At 66.1% G+C, this 14,369-nt stretch carries 14 protein-coding genes and 1 other RNA gene; 13 read left to right on the forward strand and 2 right to left on the reverse strand.

All coding sequences use genetic code 11. The features are described from left to right. From WD012_RS04135 to WD012_RS04160, 6 genes are all read left to right on the forward strand, one after another. Nucleotides 1-555: a TadE/TadG family type IV pilus assembly protein gene (locus tag WD012_RS04135; RefSeq protein WP_339562503.1), complete on the forward strand. Its 555-nt coding sequence runs from the start codon at nt 1-3 to the stop codon at nt 553-555. Next, a complete protein-coding gene (locus WD012_RS04140; protein WP_339562504.1) occupies nt 552-911 on the forward strand; it encodes an Rv3654c family TadE-like protein in 360 nt (119 codons plus the stop codon). The genes WD012_RS04135 and WD012_RS04140 overlap by 4 nt, the downstream gene beginning before the upstream one ends. A gap of 112 nt (nt 912-1,023) precedes the next feature. After that, a complete protein-coding gene (dnaX, locus tag WD012_RS04145) occupies nt 1,024-3,777 on the forward strand; it encodes a DNA polymerase III subunit gamma/tau (protein WP_339562505.1) in 2,754 nt (917 codons plus the stop codon). Between the two features lie 108 nt (nt 3,778-3,885). After that, nucleotides 3,886-4,488 carry a recombination mediator RecR gene (gene recR, locus WD012_RS04150; RefSeq protein WP_339562506.1) on the forward strand — a complete coding sequence of 201 codons (603 nt, stop codon included), beginning with the start codon at nt 3,886-3,888 and terminating at the stop codon, nt 4,486-4,488. Between the two features lie 158 nt (nt 4,489-4,646). Beyond that, nucleotides 4,647-5,417 carry an aspartate kinase gene (locus WD012_RS04155; protein WP_339562507.1) on the forward strand — a complete coding sequence of 257 codons (771 nt, stop codon included), beginning with the start codon at nt 4,647-4,649 and terminating at the stop codon, nt 5,415-5,417. A gap of 101 nt (nt 5,418-5,518) precedes the next feature. Beyond that, a complete protein-coding gene (locus WD012_RS04160; RefSeq protein WP_339562508.1) occupies nt 5,519-6,085 on the forward strand; it encodes an ACT domain-containing protein in 567 nt (188 codons plus the stop codon). Between the two features lie 397 nt (nt 6,086-6,482). Here the strand turns inward: WD012_RS04160 and asd are convergent, their stop codons facing one another. Both asd and WD012_RS04170 read right to left on the reverse strand, forming a co-directional pair. Then, on the reverse strand, nt 6,483-7,577 hold the full coding sequence (gene asd, locus WD012_RS04165) for an aspartate-semialdehyde dehydrogenase (protein WP_339562509.1): 1,095 nt from the start codon (nt 7,575-7,577) through the stop codon (nt 6,483-6,485). A 207-nt stretch (nt 7,578-7,784) separates the two neighbouring features. Then, nucleotides 7,785-8,798 carry a ribose-phosphate diphosphokinase gene (locus tag WD012_RS04170; protein WP_339562510.1) on the reverse strand — a complete coding sequence of 338 codons (1,014 nt, stop codon included), beginning with the start codon at nt 8,796-8,798 and terminating at the stop codon, nt 7,785-7,787. Between the two features lie 244 nt (nt 8,799-9,042). On the opposite strand from WD012_RS04170, the gene rpsF reads away from it, so the two are divergent. The 7 genes from rpsF (at nt 9,043) to WD012_RS04205 (ending at nt 14,322) form a co-directional block, all read left to right on the forward strand. Next, nucleotides 9,043-9,336, forward strand: coding sequence for a 30S ribosomal protein S6 (rpsF, locus tag WD012_RS04175; RefSeq protein WP_339562511.1), 294 nt, complete (start codon nt 9,043-9,045; stop codon nt 9,334-9,336). An 83-nt stretch (nt 9,337-9,419) separates the two neighbouring features. Further along, on the forward strand, nt 9,420-10,061 hold the full coding sequence (locus WD012_RS04180) for a single-stranded DNA-binding protein (RefSeq protein ID WP_339562512.1): 642 nt from the start codon (nt 9,420-9,422) through the stop codon (nt 10,059-10,061). Between the two features lie 53 nt (nt 10,062-10,114). Further along, entirely contained in the window at nt 10,115-10,363 is a 249-nt protein-coding gene (rpsR, locus tag WD012_RS04185; protein WP_015449763.1) for a 30S ribosomal protein S18, read from the forward strand. A 16-nt stretch (nt 10,364-10,379) separates the two neighbouring features. Next, nucleotides 10,380-10,826, forward strand: coding sequence for a 50S ribosomal protein L9 (gene rplI / locus WD012_RS04190; protein ID WP_339562513.1), 447 nt, complete (start codon nt 10,380-10,382; stop codon nt 10,824-10,826). Between the two features lie 620 nt (nt 10,827-11,446). Next, complete coding sequence (locus tag WD012_RS04195) at nt 11,447-12,862, forward strand: polysaccharide deacetylase family protein (protein ID WP_339562514.1); 1,416 nt, start codon at nt 11,447-11,449, stop codon at nt 12,860-12,862. A 65-nt stretch (nt 12,863-12,927) separates the two neighbouring features. After that, an RNA gene (ffs, locus tag WD012_RS04200) (signal recognition particle sRNA small type) lies at nt 12,928-13,024 on the forward strand. 149 nt (nt 13,025-13,173) lie between these two features. Beyond that, entirely contained in the window at nt 13,174-14,322 is a 1,149-nt protein-coding gene (locus tag WD012_RS04205) for a phosphatase PAP2 family protein (protein WP_339562515.1), read from the forward strand. Nucleotides 14,323-14,369: the final 47 nt, after the last annotated feature.

Consider the following 14,369-nt stretch of genomic DNA (forward strand, 5'->3'; position numbering starts at 1 on the left):
ATGCGCAACGTATATGAACGGTTGTTCGTGGCGCCTGCCGGTGGCCATCACGCCGGACGGGGGATGACCGGCGTATCGGGGGATCGCCGTGCCGTCATCGGGGGGATTGACGTATCGGCTCCGGAACTCACACGATTGTCGGGGGAACAACGGTCGGGGGATACCGGTGTTGCGCGACGCCGCTCATATCAGTGCTCGCATCGTGGCGAACGGGGGGCCATCACCGCGGAATTCGCGATGGTGCTCCCCGTCGCCATGGTCCTCATGATCTTGTTGCTGTCCATGACCCGCGTAGTGACCACGTCGATGGCCTGCCAGGATGCCGCATCCGCCGCGGTGCGGGAACTGGTGGTCGCCCGCGTGCCCGCCACCGGCCCCGAAGCGCGGGGCATCGCGTCGGCGGCCGCAATCGCGGTCGCGGGGGAGGGCACGACTGTCGCCGTATCGGAGGATGGGGGACTGGTCACTGCGCACACGCAGTGCCCGGTTGTTCCGGGCGCGACGGACCTCCTGCCGGCCATGGTCGAGGGGTCGGCAAGCGGGGCGGTCTCGTGAGCGCCGCCGCACACGCCAGGCAGCGTGGGTCGGGGACCGTGCTCATGCTGATGGTCCTGGGTGTCGCCTGTCTTGCATTGCTGGCCGCGGCTATGGTCGGCCGCGTATGGATCGCCTCCAGGCAGGCGCGCACCATGGCGGACACGGCGGCTGTATCGGCCGCCAGCGCCATGGCCTACGGGGCCGGCGATCCGTGCCTGACCGCCGCCCGAGTCGTCAGCGCGGAAGGCGGCATGATGGCATCATGCCTGGTCGACGGCGAGGACGTCACCGTGAGCGTCGACCATCGGCTTGGCGGGCGGCTGGACGCGACGGTCGGCGCAACAGCACGCGCCGGGCCCGTCGCATGCCGCTGACCGGTGTGGCGCGTTCGGCCCGTTGACCACCGGGGTAGCGGTACAGGCGGGCAGGTAGCGCGTGCCACGTATGCTGGTACAGCACGGTCGCTGCATATGTAAGGAGTTGGACATGGCGTTGGCATTGTATCGACGGTACCGTCCCGATACGTTCGACGGGGTCATCGGGCAAGACCAGGTGACCATACCGCTCAGCCGTGCGCTCGACCAGAACAGGCTCACCCACGCGTACCTGTTCTCCGGGCCGCGCGGATGCGGCAAGACCAGCTCCGCCCGTATCCTCGCCCGATGCGTGAACTGCGTGAAAGGCCCCACCTCGCACCCGTGCGGCGAATGCCCCAGCTGCAAGGACCTGGCTACCGGCGGCCCCGGATCCATCGACGTCGTGGAGATCGACGCGGCCAGCCACAACGGTGTCGACGATGCGCGCGAACTGCGTGAACGCGCCGGATTCGCCCCCGCGCGCGACCGCTACAAGATCTTCATCCTCGACGAAGCGCACATGGTCACCCAACAGGGGTTCAACGCGCTGCTGAAAATCGTCGAGGAACCACCTGAACACGTGATGTTCATCTTCGCGACCACGGAACCCGACAAGGTGATCGGCACCATCCGCTCCCGCACCCACCACTACCCGTTCCGTCTGGTCCCGCCTGAAATCATGGGACCCTACCTTGAGCGGATCTGCGACAAGGAGCAGATCAGGCCCGAGCCCGGCGTCCTCAAACTCGCCATGCGCGCCGGCGGCGGCTCGGTACGCGATACGCTCTCCGTGCTCGACCAGCTCATGGTCGGCTCACAGAACGGCGTTATCTCACATGATTCCGCCATCGCCCTGCTCGGCTTCACCCCCGACTCCCTGGTCGGCGAAGCCATCGACGCCATCATCGACCGCGACGGCGAACAACTGTACGGGGTCGTGCAGAAAGTCGTCGTCGGCGGCTTCGAACCCCGACGCTTCGTCGAAGACCTGCTGGCACGCGTCCGCGACCTGCTGGTCCTTACCCTGGGTGGCGAGCGTGCGGAAAGCGTCCTCAGCGACGATGCCGCGGTCGAGGACATCGCCGACCTGCACCGGCAGGCGGAAGCGCTCGGACTGCATTCACTGACGGCCATCGCCGACACCATCAACGACGCGCTCGGCGCCATGGCCGGTGCCACGTCGCCGCGTATGCGGCTGGAACTGCTTGCCGCGCGCCTGCTTGCCGGCCGTGAGGAGCATGTTTTCGGCACGTCCGGTACCCCGGCGGCCGCGGCAGGCCAGACCGGTGCCGCGTCGCCGCAGGCGGACGGGCCGGCCGTACGCACCGGTTTCATCGACTCGTCCCGGAACAAGCACAGGGAACAGGCTCCGGCGCGACGCCGGGACGTCGACCATGCGTCCGAGGTGTCCCCAGTGTCCGGGTCATCCGGAGCCTCCGGCCAGGACCCGCGGCAGCAGCCGGCCACGGTCGCCGCGCAGTCGCCGGCTCCGGCACCAACCGCTGCGGGCGCCCCTGCGGCGTCACCTGCGTCACCCGCCGCACCCGCCGCCGCGGCAAGCTCGGCTTCCATCGCCCGCAGTGTCGAAGAACGCTGGCAGGAGGTCCTCAACGCGTTGCCGTCGGATGTGCGCGAATACGTGGGCCACGAGCAGGTGCCATCCGTACGCCTCCTTGCCGGGCCGGCCGGCAAATCCAAGCTGCTGATGACCTTCGCCCGGCCGATCGACCAGCATGCGTTCGCGCTGGCGGTATCCTCCGACGAAGCCTACGACGGCAGGAAAGCGTCAATCGTGGTGCAGGACGTGGTCAGGCAGGTCTTCGGCGAAGGAGCACACATCTCGCCGACCCCGACCGCGGCGAACGGCGAGACCGTCGAATCCATCAGGCGAATGTCACCGGAACAGGTCAGCCAGGTCAAACGCGAGATCGCGCTCGCGCGGGCCAAGCAGAGCGCCGCCACGCTTGCGGCGGTGACGGTCGGGATGCATGGCGCGTCCGGCAAGGAAACCAAGACCCCGGCGCAGGCGGACGGCGGTGCGCAGGACCCGGATGACCCGGGCCACCGAGGCCATACAGGCGTCTCCGCGGCCGCGGCCAGCGCCCCGGTTGCCGTCGGGATTGTGCCCGAGGCGCCCGCACCGGCGGCATCATCGGGCCAGATGCTGAAGCCCGACCAGATGCTCGACGAGGATGACCCATGGATGCAGCCGCTGCCCGTACCCGGCTCCGCGCAGCAAGGTACCGCACAGCCCGGTGCGTCGCAGTCGGGCTCTTCCGCGCAACCAGATACCCCAACACGGTCTGCGGCCCAGTCATCCGGCTCCTCCGTACCGCCCCGACACCACGGCAAGCACGTTGCCGTCCCCGACATCAGCGACGGCATCGACCCATGGGCGGTACCGTCCGCCCCCGCGGCGGCCGCGGCATCGCCCGGCAACACCCAAGGCAGGGCCGGCACCGGTATGCCGCCGGCGGACATACAGGCCCGCAGCGCCGGCGCCCCCCAAGATGCCGGTGACGTGTGGCAGGCCGTTCCGGCACAGGCGCACACGCCATCCCAGCCGTTCGACAACCCGCAGGATATGCCGGACCCCGTCGAGCCCCCGGATGACCCGTGGGCCCGGCAACCGGATGATTTCGGCGCCGCCGACCCCGCCCGGCAGACCGGTTCCCCCGCCGCCGCGCCGGTCCCCCCGGAGGAGGACGAGTACTCGCTGAACGACGAGTCGCTCGGCACCGCCACAGCACTCAGCGTCGACGAGCTCAAGGAGCTGTTCGAGGTGAAAACGGTCGAACAGTTCGCCCCGGACGACCCGAAGAACCCGAAGAACCTCCAGCCGCCGAACCGCCGCAACGACATGAACGGCCCGGCCCAGCAATAGCCGGCGCCCGCCGCGCCGGCCCGCCGAAAACCGGGCTACCGGCACCCCCGCGGCGCACCGGCGCGCCGATGATACAGCGATCTTTACGGCAGGAAGGAACATGACAATATGGCCTTGGCATACGATGGCGCGATCCAGCGCCTGATCGACGCGTTCGCCAAACTCCCCGGCATCGGGCCGAAAGGCGCGCAACGCATCGCCTTCTACCTGCTGTCGGCGAACGAGGACGAGGCGCGCAACCTCGCCGACGCGATCATCGACGTCAAGGAAAAAGTCCGGTTCTGCGAAGTGTGCGGCAACGTGTGCGAGACCAGCCCCTGCCCGATCTGCTCCGACCCCAGGCGCGAGCAGTCCATGGTCTGCGTGGTCGAAGAGCCCAAGGACGTGATGAGCATCGAACGCACCCGCGAATACCACGGCCTGTACCACGTGCTCGGCGGCGCCATCAACCCGATGGCCAACGTCGGGCCCGCCGACCTCAACATCCCCAAGCTGCTCGAACGCCTGCAAAACCCCGACATCAAGGAGATCATCCTCGCGCTCGACCCGAACATCGAAGGGGAGGCGACCACCAGCTATCTCAGCCGCCTGCTGTCGCCGCTCGGCATCAAGGTCACCAGGCTCGCCAGCGGCCTGCCTGTCGGCAGCGACCTCGAATACGCGGACGAGATCACCCTCGGCAGGGCGCTGACCGGCCGCCGTGAAGCCTGAGCCGGCCGCCTGCCCCCGTGCCGACCCAAGGCGTCCCGTGACCACGCCGTTCCGCATGCTGGTCACCGTGTATCCGGCCGTATTCCGCGGCTCGTATAATCATCACACTTGCGTACAATACAGGCGCAGGACATTCCTTTAGAGAAGATTGGACAATCGTGGCTCTTATCGTGCAGAAGTACGGCGGCTCCTCGGTCGCCGATACTGACTCGATCAAGCGCGTTGCCAAGCGTATCATCGAGACGAAGAACGCGGGCAACGACGTTGCTGTAGTGGTTTCGGCTATGGGAGACACCACCGATGACCTCATCGACCAGGCGATGAGCATCGATTCGACCCCGCCAGCCCGTGAAATGGACATGCTCATGACCGCAGGCGAGCGCATCTCCATGAGCCTGCTGTCCATGGCCATCCATTCCGCCGGTTCGCACGCGTACTCGTTCACCGGCTCCCAGGCCGGGTTCATGACGGACGCGCGGTTCGGTGCGGCGCATATCCGCGCGGTCAAGCCCGACCGTGTCCGTCACGCGCTCGAAAAGGGCAGCGTCGCCATCGTCGCGGGCTTCCAGGGCATCAACGAGGACGGCGACGCCACCACGCTCGGCCGCGGCGGTTCCGACACGTCCGCCGTCGCGCTGGCTGTCGCGCTTGGCGCCGACGTGTGCGAGATCTACACGGACGTCGACGGCGTGTTCACCGCCGACCCGCGTATCGTCCCGACCGCCCGTCGCATCCCGGTCATCGACTATGAGTCCATGCTCGAGATGTCGTCCTGCGGTTCGAAGGTGCTCGCCCTGCGATGCGTCGAATACGCGCAGCGTTTCGGCATGCCGCTGCACGTGCGCAGCTCCTTCTCCCACCGCAACGGCACGTTGATCCTGCCTGAGGGCGTCAGCCCGGCGTCGGTGCCGAACCTCACACGCGAATAGTCTGGCCGGCCGGTCCCGGTCCCGTCCGCTGCCGGCCGCATATACCCCTTTGTCCCACTGACCGCAACGATTACCGCAAGTTGCACTGATTCGAGGAAACAATGAACGAGAACGATAATAAATCCATGGGCGACCTGTTCCCCGACCTGGGCCCCGAGACCCCGGTCATCTCCGGTGTCGCGCACGACCGCAGCGAGGCGCTGGTCACCGTACGCCGCGTGCCGAACGAGCCCGGCATGGCCGCGAAGGTGTTCACCAAGCTCGCCGAGGTCGGCGTGAACGTGGACATGATCGTGCAGGCGAGCGCCTCCACCGGCACCGCGGACATCTCCTTCACCGTCCCGGAGACCGCCGTCAAACATGTGCAGGAGCTGCTGCAGAACAAGCATGACGATCTGGGCTACCAGTCCTTCGATGTGAATACGAGCGTCGGCAAGGTCGCCGTGGTCGGCGTGGGCATGAAGACGCATGCCGGTCTGGCGGCGAAGTTCTTCAACGCGCTGAGCGACGCGGGCATCAACGTGCTCATGATCTCCACGTCGGAGATTCGCATCGCGGCCCTGGTCCCGCTCGACCAGCTCGATGACGCGGTGCGTGCGCTGCACACCGCCTACGGCCTTGACGCCGACCAGGTGGAGGCCGTGGTCTACGGCGGCACCGGCCGCTGAGCCGCAGGCGAGGTGATGGCTCTGCCGGACAACGGCGGAGCCGATGAAGGGGAGTGTCTGTGCCGGGATGTACCGGTGACAGACGCTCCTTTTGTTTTTGCGGCACGGGTGACCTGCTGGCTGGCGATTTGCCGCGCTACCTGGTGTCTTACCGTGTTCCGGGGTATCGCTGCGTCGGTGTGCGTATGCCCCGGCATACATGCACCGACATATGGAGTGGTATAACAGACCATCTTTCCCATATCGGGATGGCTGTGTATGCCGTGACATACAGAACCCGTCAAACAGGCAGGCTGCAGGAACAATAAACGGCGGTATCCGCCCATCCGCGCATGCCATGGCATACACAGACGGGCAGATACCGCCGTGATCAGTGTCGGCTGCCGCCGACGCGACCTTACTTCGCTTCGATATAGCCGAGCGCGTGCAGCATTTCTGCACATTCGAGCGCACCGCCGGCCGCACCGCGCAGCGTGTTGTGCGCGAGCCCCACGAACTTCCAGTCGAAGATCGAATCCGGGCGCAAGCGTCCGATGGAGATGCCCATGCCGCCCTCATAGTCCACGTCCAGCTTCACCTGCGGACGGTCGTCCTCGGCGAGGTATTGGATGAACTGCTTCGGCGCGTGCGGCAGGCCGAGCCTGGCGGCTTCGCTCGTGTAGTTCACCAGGCGGTCGACCAGCTCCTCCTTGGATGGGTCCTTGCCGAAGTTGACGAACACGGTGGAGGTGTGGCCGTTGAGCACAGGCACGCGGATGCACTGCGAGGTGATGCGCAGCGGGCCCTCGAACGGCACGATTTGGCCGGTCGCGTCGTCCACGTGGCCGAAGACCTTGAGCGGCTCCTTCTCGGATTTCGCCTCTTCGCCGGCGATGTACGGGATGATGTTGCCGACCATCTCAGGCCAGTCCTTGAAGGTCTTGCCGGCGCCGGAAATCGCCTGGTAGGTGCTGACGATGACCTCGTGCGGCTCGAATTCCTTCCATGCGGCCAGGGCCGGCGTATATGCCTGGATCGAGCAGTTCGGCTTGACGGCGATGAATCCGCGCGTGGTGCCCAGCCGCTTGCGCTGGTACTTGATGACTTCGAAATGCTGCGGGTTGATCTCCGGCACGACCATCGGCACGTCCGGCGTCCAGCGGTGGGCGCTGTTGTTGGACACCACCGGGGTTTCGGTCTTCGCGTAACGTTCCTCGATTGCGCGGATCTCGTCCTTCGGCATGTTGACCGCGGAGAACAGGAAATCGACGCCTGCGGAGACACCCTCGACGTCCGCCACGTCCTTGACGACCATGGACTTGACGAATTCGGGCATCGGGGTTTCCATCTTCCAACGTCCGCCGACGGCCTCTTCGTAGGTCTTGCCGGCGCTGTGCGCCGATGCCGCGAGGGTGACCAGCTCGAACCACGGGTGGTTTTCGAGCAGGGTGACGAAGCGTTGCCCGACCATGCCGGTTGCGCCGAGAATGCCGACCTTGATTTTCTGTGACATTATGGCCTTTCGATTGCAAGGGTAACTGCGCAGTACAATGCCCGAACTTTCGGTCGTGTACGTGTGCGGGCCATGCTAGCAGAACGCGTGCTCAGCATTCGGCCGGCTTTCATATCGTGGTCGGCCGGTTTCGGCCCGGCCGTAGGGATGCGGCGCTGCGCCCCTGTGGCCGGGCTATCACCCCATCGCGTTTTCGCGTCTGCTTCTTCACGCGTAGATATTGCGCGGACGCATGTCGTCCGGCAGCCCGTTGAGCAGCGTGGTGACCGAACCGGACTGGAACACGGAGCGGATTCCCGCCGCCAGCAGCGGCGCGACCGACAGTACGGTCATGTTGGGCAGGCGCTTGCCTTGGGGCACGGGGACGGTGTCCATGAGTACGATTTCGCGGGCGCCGCAATCCTTGAGCCGGTCGATGGCCGGTCCGGACAGCAGGCCGTGCGTGGCGACGAGCGTGACGCTTTTCGCGCCCGCCTCGCGCAAGGTGCGTACGGCCTCGCAGATGGTGCCGGCGGTGTCGATCATGTCGTCGACGACGATGCAGTCACGCCCCTCGACCTCGCCGATGATGCCGTGCGCGACCGCATGGTTCGGTCGCGTGGTGTCGCGGGTCTTGTGGATGAAGGCGAGCGGCAGGCCGCCGAGCTTCGCCGCCCACTGCTCGGAGACCTTGATACGCCCGGCGTCGGGGGAGACGACGGTCGCGTTCTCCATGGGCATGGAATTGCGCACGTAGTCGAGCAATACCGGCATGGCGGTGAGATGGTCGACCGGGCCGTTGAAGAAGCCCTGCTCCTGCGAGGCGTGCAGGTCGACGGTCATGATGCGGTCGGCGCCCGCCGTGCGGAACAGGTCGAACATCAGCCGCGCGGTGATGGGCTCGCGCCCCTGGTGCTTCTTGTCCTGGCGCGAATACCCCATGAACGGCGCCACCACGGTGATGGACTTCGCGGAGGCGCGCTTGAGCGCGTCGACCATGATGAACTGCTCCATCAGCCACTTGTTGATCGGTTCGGTGTGCGACTGGATGACGAACACATCGGCGCCTCGAACCGGTTCGGTGAACCGCACGTACATCTCGCCGTTCGCGAAATCGTATGCGGTGGTCTCCAGCAGGTGGGTGCCCAGGTATTCGGCGGTCTCCTGGGCGAGCTGCGGGTAGGCGCGTCCGGTGACCACTGCCAATCGCTTGTCCGGTTTGCCTTCGAGAATTGCCGACATATTGCGCCTTCCCGACCCTGCGGTCGATTGATGGGATTGGAACATCACCTAATATAACAAGGCTCGGGCATAAGCCGACGCGCGTGGTTTCGCGGTGGGCGGCAAATCGGGCGCGCCGCGTCGCCGACACCGAAAGTCAGGCATCGGGAGTATGCTGGCAGGGTTGTCCGCAGCACCTGCGGGCAGTCGCATACACACTCCTGCCGTGGAAGGTCCGCGGCCTTTAGTCCGAAGGAGGTGGGTGATGTCTGCGCATAAGTACGAACTGATGTTCATTGCCGATCCTGAGCTGGATGAGCGCGGTCTGAAGAAGCTGACCGAGCAGTATCTGGAGATCGTCACCAAGGAGGGCGGTTCCATCGACGGCACCGATTACTGGGGCCGCCGCAAGCTCGCCTATGAGATCCAGGGCAAGACCGAAGGCAACTACGTTGTCGTCAACTACACCGCTGAGCCGGCCACGAGCGATGAGCTCGACCGTCTGCTCAACCTCAGCGAGTCCGTTATCCGCACGAAGATCCTCCGCAAGGATAAGTAAGTCGTTCAGCATTGCTTGAGCAAGGCTCCGTGAGCCGCCCAGGCACGTGTGCAACAGGTAGCAACAGGTAAGAAGGTAGCGTCATGGCAGGCGAAACAACCATCACCATCATCGGTAATCTCACCGCCGACCCGGAGCTGCGCACCATCGGCAGCGGGGCGACGGTCGCGAGTTTCACCATCGCTTCCACCCCGCGCACCTACAACCGCAACAGCGGCCAGTGGGAAGACGGGCAGGCGCTGTTCATGCGCTGCTCCGCCTGGCGCGACCTGGCGAACCATGTCGCCCAGTCCCTGACCAAGGGCATGCGCGTCATCGCGCAGGGCCGGCTCCAGCAGCGTTCCTACCAGGCGCAGGACGGGTCGAACCGCACTGTCGTCGAATTGCAGGTCGATGAGATCGGCCCGTCCTTGAGGTACGCCACCGCACAGGTGACCCGTCAGGGCGCAGGCTCCGGATTCGCCGGCAACCGCGGCGGTTTCGCGGGCAATGCGGGGAACGCCGGCAACGGTGGGTTCGCCGGCAATGGCGGCTACCAGGGTGGCGCAGGCTACCAGGGTGGCTATGCCGGTGGCGCTTCCGCCGCTCCTGCCGTCCAGCAGACGCCTGCAGCCCCCGCCGCCGACCCGTGGGGCACGTCGGGCTCCAGCCAGTCGGAATCGAGCTTCGGGTCCTTCGGGGCCGGCGACGATTTCGGCGGCGACTCCGAAGAGCCGGAATTCTGACGCCGGGCTTTGCTTCCAGCAATCAATCAAGTTTGTCATAAGGAGAACATCAGATGTCACGCAAGAGGCCGCAACCGCCGGTCAAGCCGTTCAAGAAGAAGCCGAATCCACTCAAGGCCGCCAAGATCACCGAGATCGATTACAAGGACGTCGCGCTGCTGCGCAAGTTCGTGTCCGACCGCGGCAAGATCCGTTCCCGTCGTATCACCGGCGTGACCGTCCAGGAACAGCGCGAGATCGCGAAGGCCGTGAAGAACGCCCGCGAGATGGCCCTGCTGCCGTACGCCACCACCGGCCGCTGAACAGGAGGATATCGACATGGCTGAAACCAAGATCATTCTCACCAAGACCGTGGCCAACCTGGGCCACGCCGGTGACGTCGTCGAGGTGCGTCCGGGCTACGCCCGCAACTACCTCTTCCCGCAGGGTCTCGCGTTCAAGTGGACCAAGGGTGCCGCCGCCCAGATCGAAGCGATGAAGCGCGCCCGCCAGGCCAAGGCCCTCGCCACCCGCGAGGACGCCGTCGCCGCCAAGGCCGCCATCGAGGGCACGGTCGTCGAGATCGCCGCCAAGGTGTCCGAGTCCGGCAAGCTCTTCGGTGCCGTGTCCGCTGACGCGATCGCCTCCGCCCTTGCCGACAAGGCTCCGATCAGCCCGAAGTCCATCAAGGTCGAGACCATCAAGACCACCGGCGAATTCCCCGCCACCGTGGCCCTGCACCCGGAGATCTCCGCTTCCTTCACCGTCAAGGTCGTCGCGGAGTAACCGGTTCCAGACTCCGGCCATGCCGCCTATTGAGGCCAATGGCATGGTCAAGTTAGTCTGAGCTTAAGCATGCGAAAGCCCCCGGATCCGGGGGCTTTCGTGTTTTCCGGGCCACGTGCCGGCACCGATGCCCAAACGCAATCCAAACGCAATTTACGAGTCGGTGGCGGAGGGTCGCGTTTGGCACCGGTCTCCCGCAATCGTGGGAGGACTTGGCGGATAGTGCGATTCGAGGGAATTCTCCCGCGCCGGGGCCGGGAGTTTGCCGCAATCCCGTGCCCTTGCGAATAATCTCCCAACAGGAACGTTGGAATCCCGCGGTTCTTAAAATCGGCCCTGAAACCCCTTGCCGGGAGTTTACCCGCGGAATGTCGTGTCCCCGCCAAACTCCCGCAGCATATGCAGGAGTTCATCGACTGGATTGCCGATGTGAGCCGGTCTCCCTCACGGAACCCGCAGCACCGCCTATGGTGGCACAGCCGATCGCGAACCTGTCACGGCGCCGATCCGTCACGGCCCCATGGGACAATGGCCGGACATCGCGGCGTATGCGATGCGACAGTGGTGCGGCCGGCTGGTGTCGCCGCACAGCAGCGCGAATCCGCGTGGAAGGGGGAGCCATGACGGCCGGAGGCGATACCACACAGACTTCGGATTCCACACGCCCCCGCGCCGTGTCCGTGGCACCGGCACGGGGCGTCAGACTGGCGGTCGCCGCGGTGTTTGTCGTGGCGTTGTTGTCGAGCGTGTTCCTGCTCGCCGGCCTGGCCGCGTACGCATGGTATCGCCGCGCGCTGGCGGACTGTGTGGAATGGGGCAATACGTATCGGCTGATGGACGAACATGTCGCCGCACTGTCCGGTCAGGCCACCGCGCTCTCGGACCGCGCCTCCCGCACGGAGGGCGTGGACCGTGAATCGCTGGACAAGCTCGATGCCGTCGCAACGCAGGCATCAGCGCAGCGCCGGCAGGCCGCGGCATCGGTGCAGACGGTCGGCGATGTCCCGTCCGCATGCCGGGCGAAGCAGTCGCCGCTTGCGCTTCGGTCGCATGTCGATGCCTATCGTGATGCGGCCCGGACACTCAAACCATGGGTGAGGCGACTGCACAGGGCGAAACATCCGGTGGCGGTGCGCGTACTGGCGCATGACGGTCAGACGCTGGAGGAAACGGCCGGCAGGATCCGGGCCGTGCTGCCGGGCGTGCGCGAGCTGGCCCGGGACACCGCGGCATCGCATGATACCCGCGCCAGCCGCGCATTACGCGTCGCCATCGATGACGCCCAGCGGGCCGTGGATGACCCGAATACGCCATACGGGACGCTGGCTGATACCGAACAACAGCTGTTTGCACGGGCCGATGCGGCGGTCCGCGCCCGCAACGCCGAACACGGGATCGACTGCGCGCACATGGCGTGCGTGGCGCTCACCTTCGATGACGGCCCACGCGACGGCTCGAGCCGGCGCATAGTGGCATCGCTGCGACAGGCAGGGGACCGGGCGACCTTTTTCGCCGTGGGCGGGGCGGTCAACGACGCCACCCGGCCTGTCATCCAGGACGACACGCGCTACGGCATGCCGGTGGGCAGCCACACCATGTCCCACACCGACCTTCCGGCGATCATGCAGTCAGGGACCGAACACCAGGAATTCGACGAGGCCTCGGCCCGCATCACGCAAGCCAGCGGACGCCCTGTCACCCTGCTCCGCCCGCCCCATGGCGCGGCGGACGAGGCGAGCCGGCAATACCTCGCCGACCGTCTCGGCATGGGACTGGCCCTGTACGACGTCGATTCCTACGACTGGGCGGAAGGCGCGACCGCACGGTCGATCCAATGGAAGGTCACCGCCCAGGCTCGCCCCGGCTCGATCATCCTCATGCACGACATCCACGACCATACGGCTGCGGCCCTGCCGCATATCCTCGACGCGCTGCACGCGAAAGGCTACAGGACGGTCACCATCGAGGAGCTGACAGGCCAATACCCGCGACCGGGATACGTGTACTATTCGCGCGACAATATCATCCCCTGGTAGCCGGTGGCCGCGGCGCGACGCGCACCATGCCGATTCGTCTTGTCCCCGACAATGGTGTATACTCGCATACGCCTCCGCATGGCGTTACGTCACCCAACTCCCCCAGGGCAGGAATGCAGCAAGGGTAAGTGGCCTCTGACGGGTGTGCGGGGGTTTTCTTTTGCCGTTGTGCGTCCCCGTGCATCGTATGGCCGACGGAGCATACAGGACAACCCGGGCGCGGATCCGGTTCCGACCCATGTGCCGCGCTTGTGAACAATCACCGGGATTCCCGATGGCACGCAGAATGATGGCAGGTATAGTCGGTGACTATGGATGAGAATGAACAAGAGCCGTTGACACCGCAGGACGGTCAGGGGCAATCCCGGCCATCCTTGACGTTCACGCCATTCGAACCGCAGACGGCGGACGCCCCGGGCTTCGACGGCCCACTGGCCTTCCCCACGCAGCCGGGCCCGGCGGCGGACGCCCCGCAGACGGAACTGCCCGGGCCTGCCGCCGATGATCCGGCGGTAGACGACATGGACCGCGGGCTCGCCCAGGTCGACCCGCTGGCGGTCCGTCCGCGCCTGTCAAGCACCGTTCTGTGCATCGTGCTCGGCCTGCTGCTGCTCGCCGCCTCCGCTGGCGTATGGTGGCTCGGCGTGCGGACCGCCAACGGGCAGAATTTCGATGATGAGGTGTGGGCGCTGCTGGACGGTTCGCTGCCATCCTGGCTGCGCGCCATGGTCCACATCCTGACCGCGTCAAGCACGATCATCATCATCAGCGTGGCGCTCGCCGTCATCGGCGTGGTGGTCGCCGCGGTGCGCCGGCGCTGGTGGCTGCTCGGGCAGCTGGCGGTCTTCGCGGCGCTGTGTTACGGTTCCGAGCTGCTCAAGGGCGTACTGCCGCGGCCGTACTTGCAGAACATCGGTTCCTCGGCAAGCAATACCGCGCCTTCCGGCCATACCATCCTCGCCGCGGCGTCCGCCGTCGTCCTGGTGTGCGCGGTGCCGCGTGCCTGGCGTGCGGTGTGCGCGGCGGCGGGGTCGGTGTATGCCCTGCTTACGGCCTTGTCGCTGGTGGCGGCCAAATGGCATCGTCCCACAGACGTGGTGATGGGCCTGCTGATTGTCGGCGGCTGGGCGCTGCTCATGCTGGCGTGCACGCGCTCGTCCGGCATGGACGGGATCGGTACGCGCACTGCGTCGGCGAGTATCCAGATTGTGGGCAGCGTCATGATCACCGGCGGTATCATGATCACCCTGTACGGCGGATACCTGCTGTGGCAGATTGAGCCCGGCCTGTCGCTGCGGGCGCAATGGACGCAGGCGGGGGCATGCGCGGCGACGGTCATGCTGGTTTGCGGCATATCCCTGCTGGTGTTCGGGCTGGTGCTCGCCCTGCGGCAACTGACCGCATCCCCGTTGACGAAACTCGGTCTGGTCGGCGCTCCGCCGGCCCCGCCGGCAAAGTAACACGGCACACCAGATACGGCGTTGACCATGCTCCATGAGTATGATGG

This window comes from Bifidobacterium thermophilum, assembly GCF_037482445.1.
GTDB classification, from domain to species: Bacteria; Actinomycetota; Actinomycetes; order Actinomycetales; family Bifidobacteriaceae; genus Bifidobacterium; species Bifidobacterium thermophilum_B.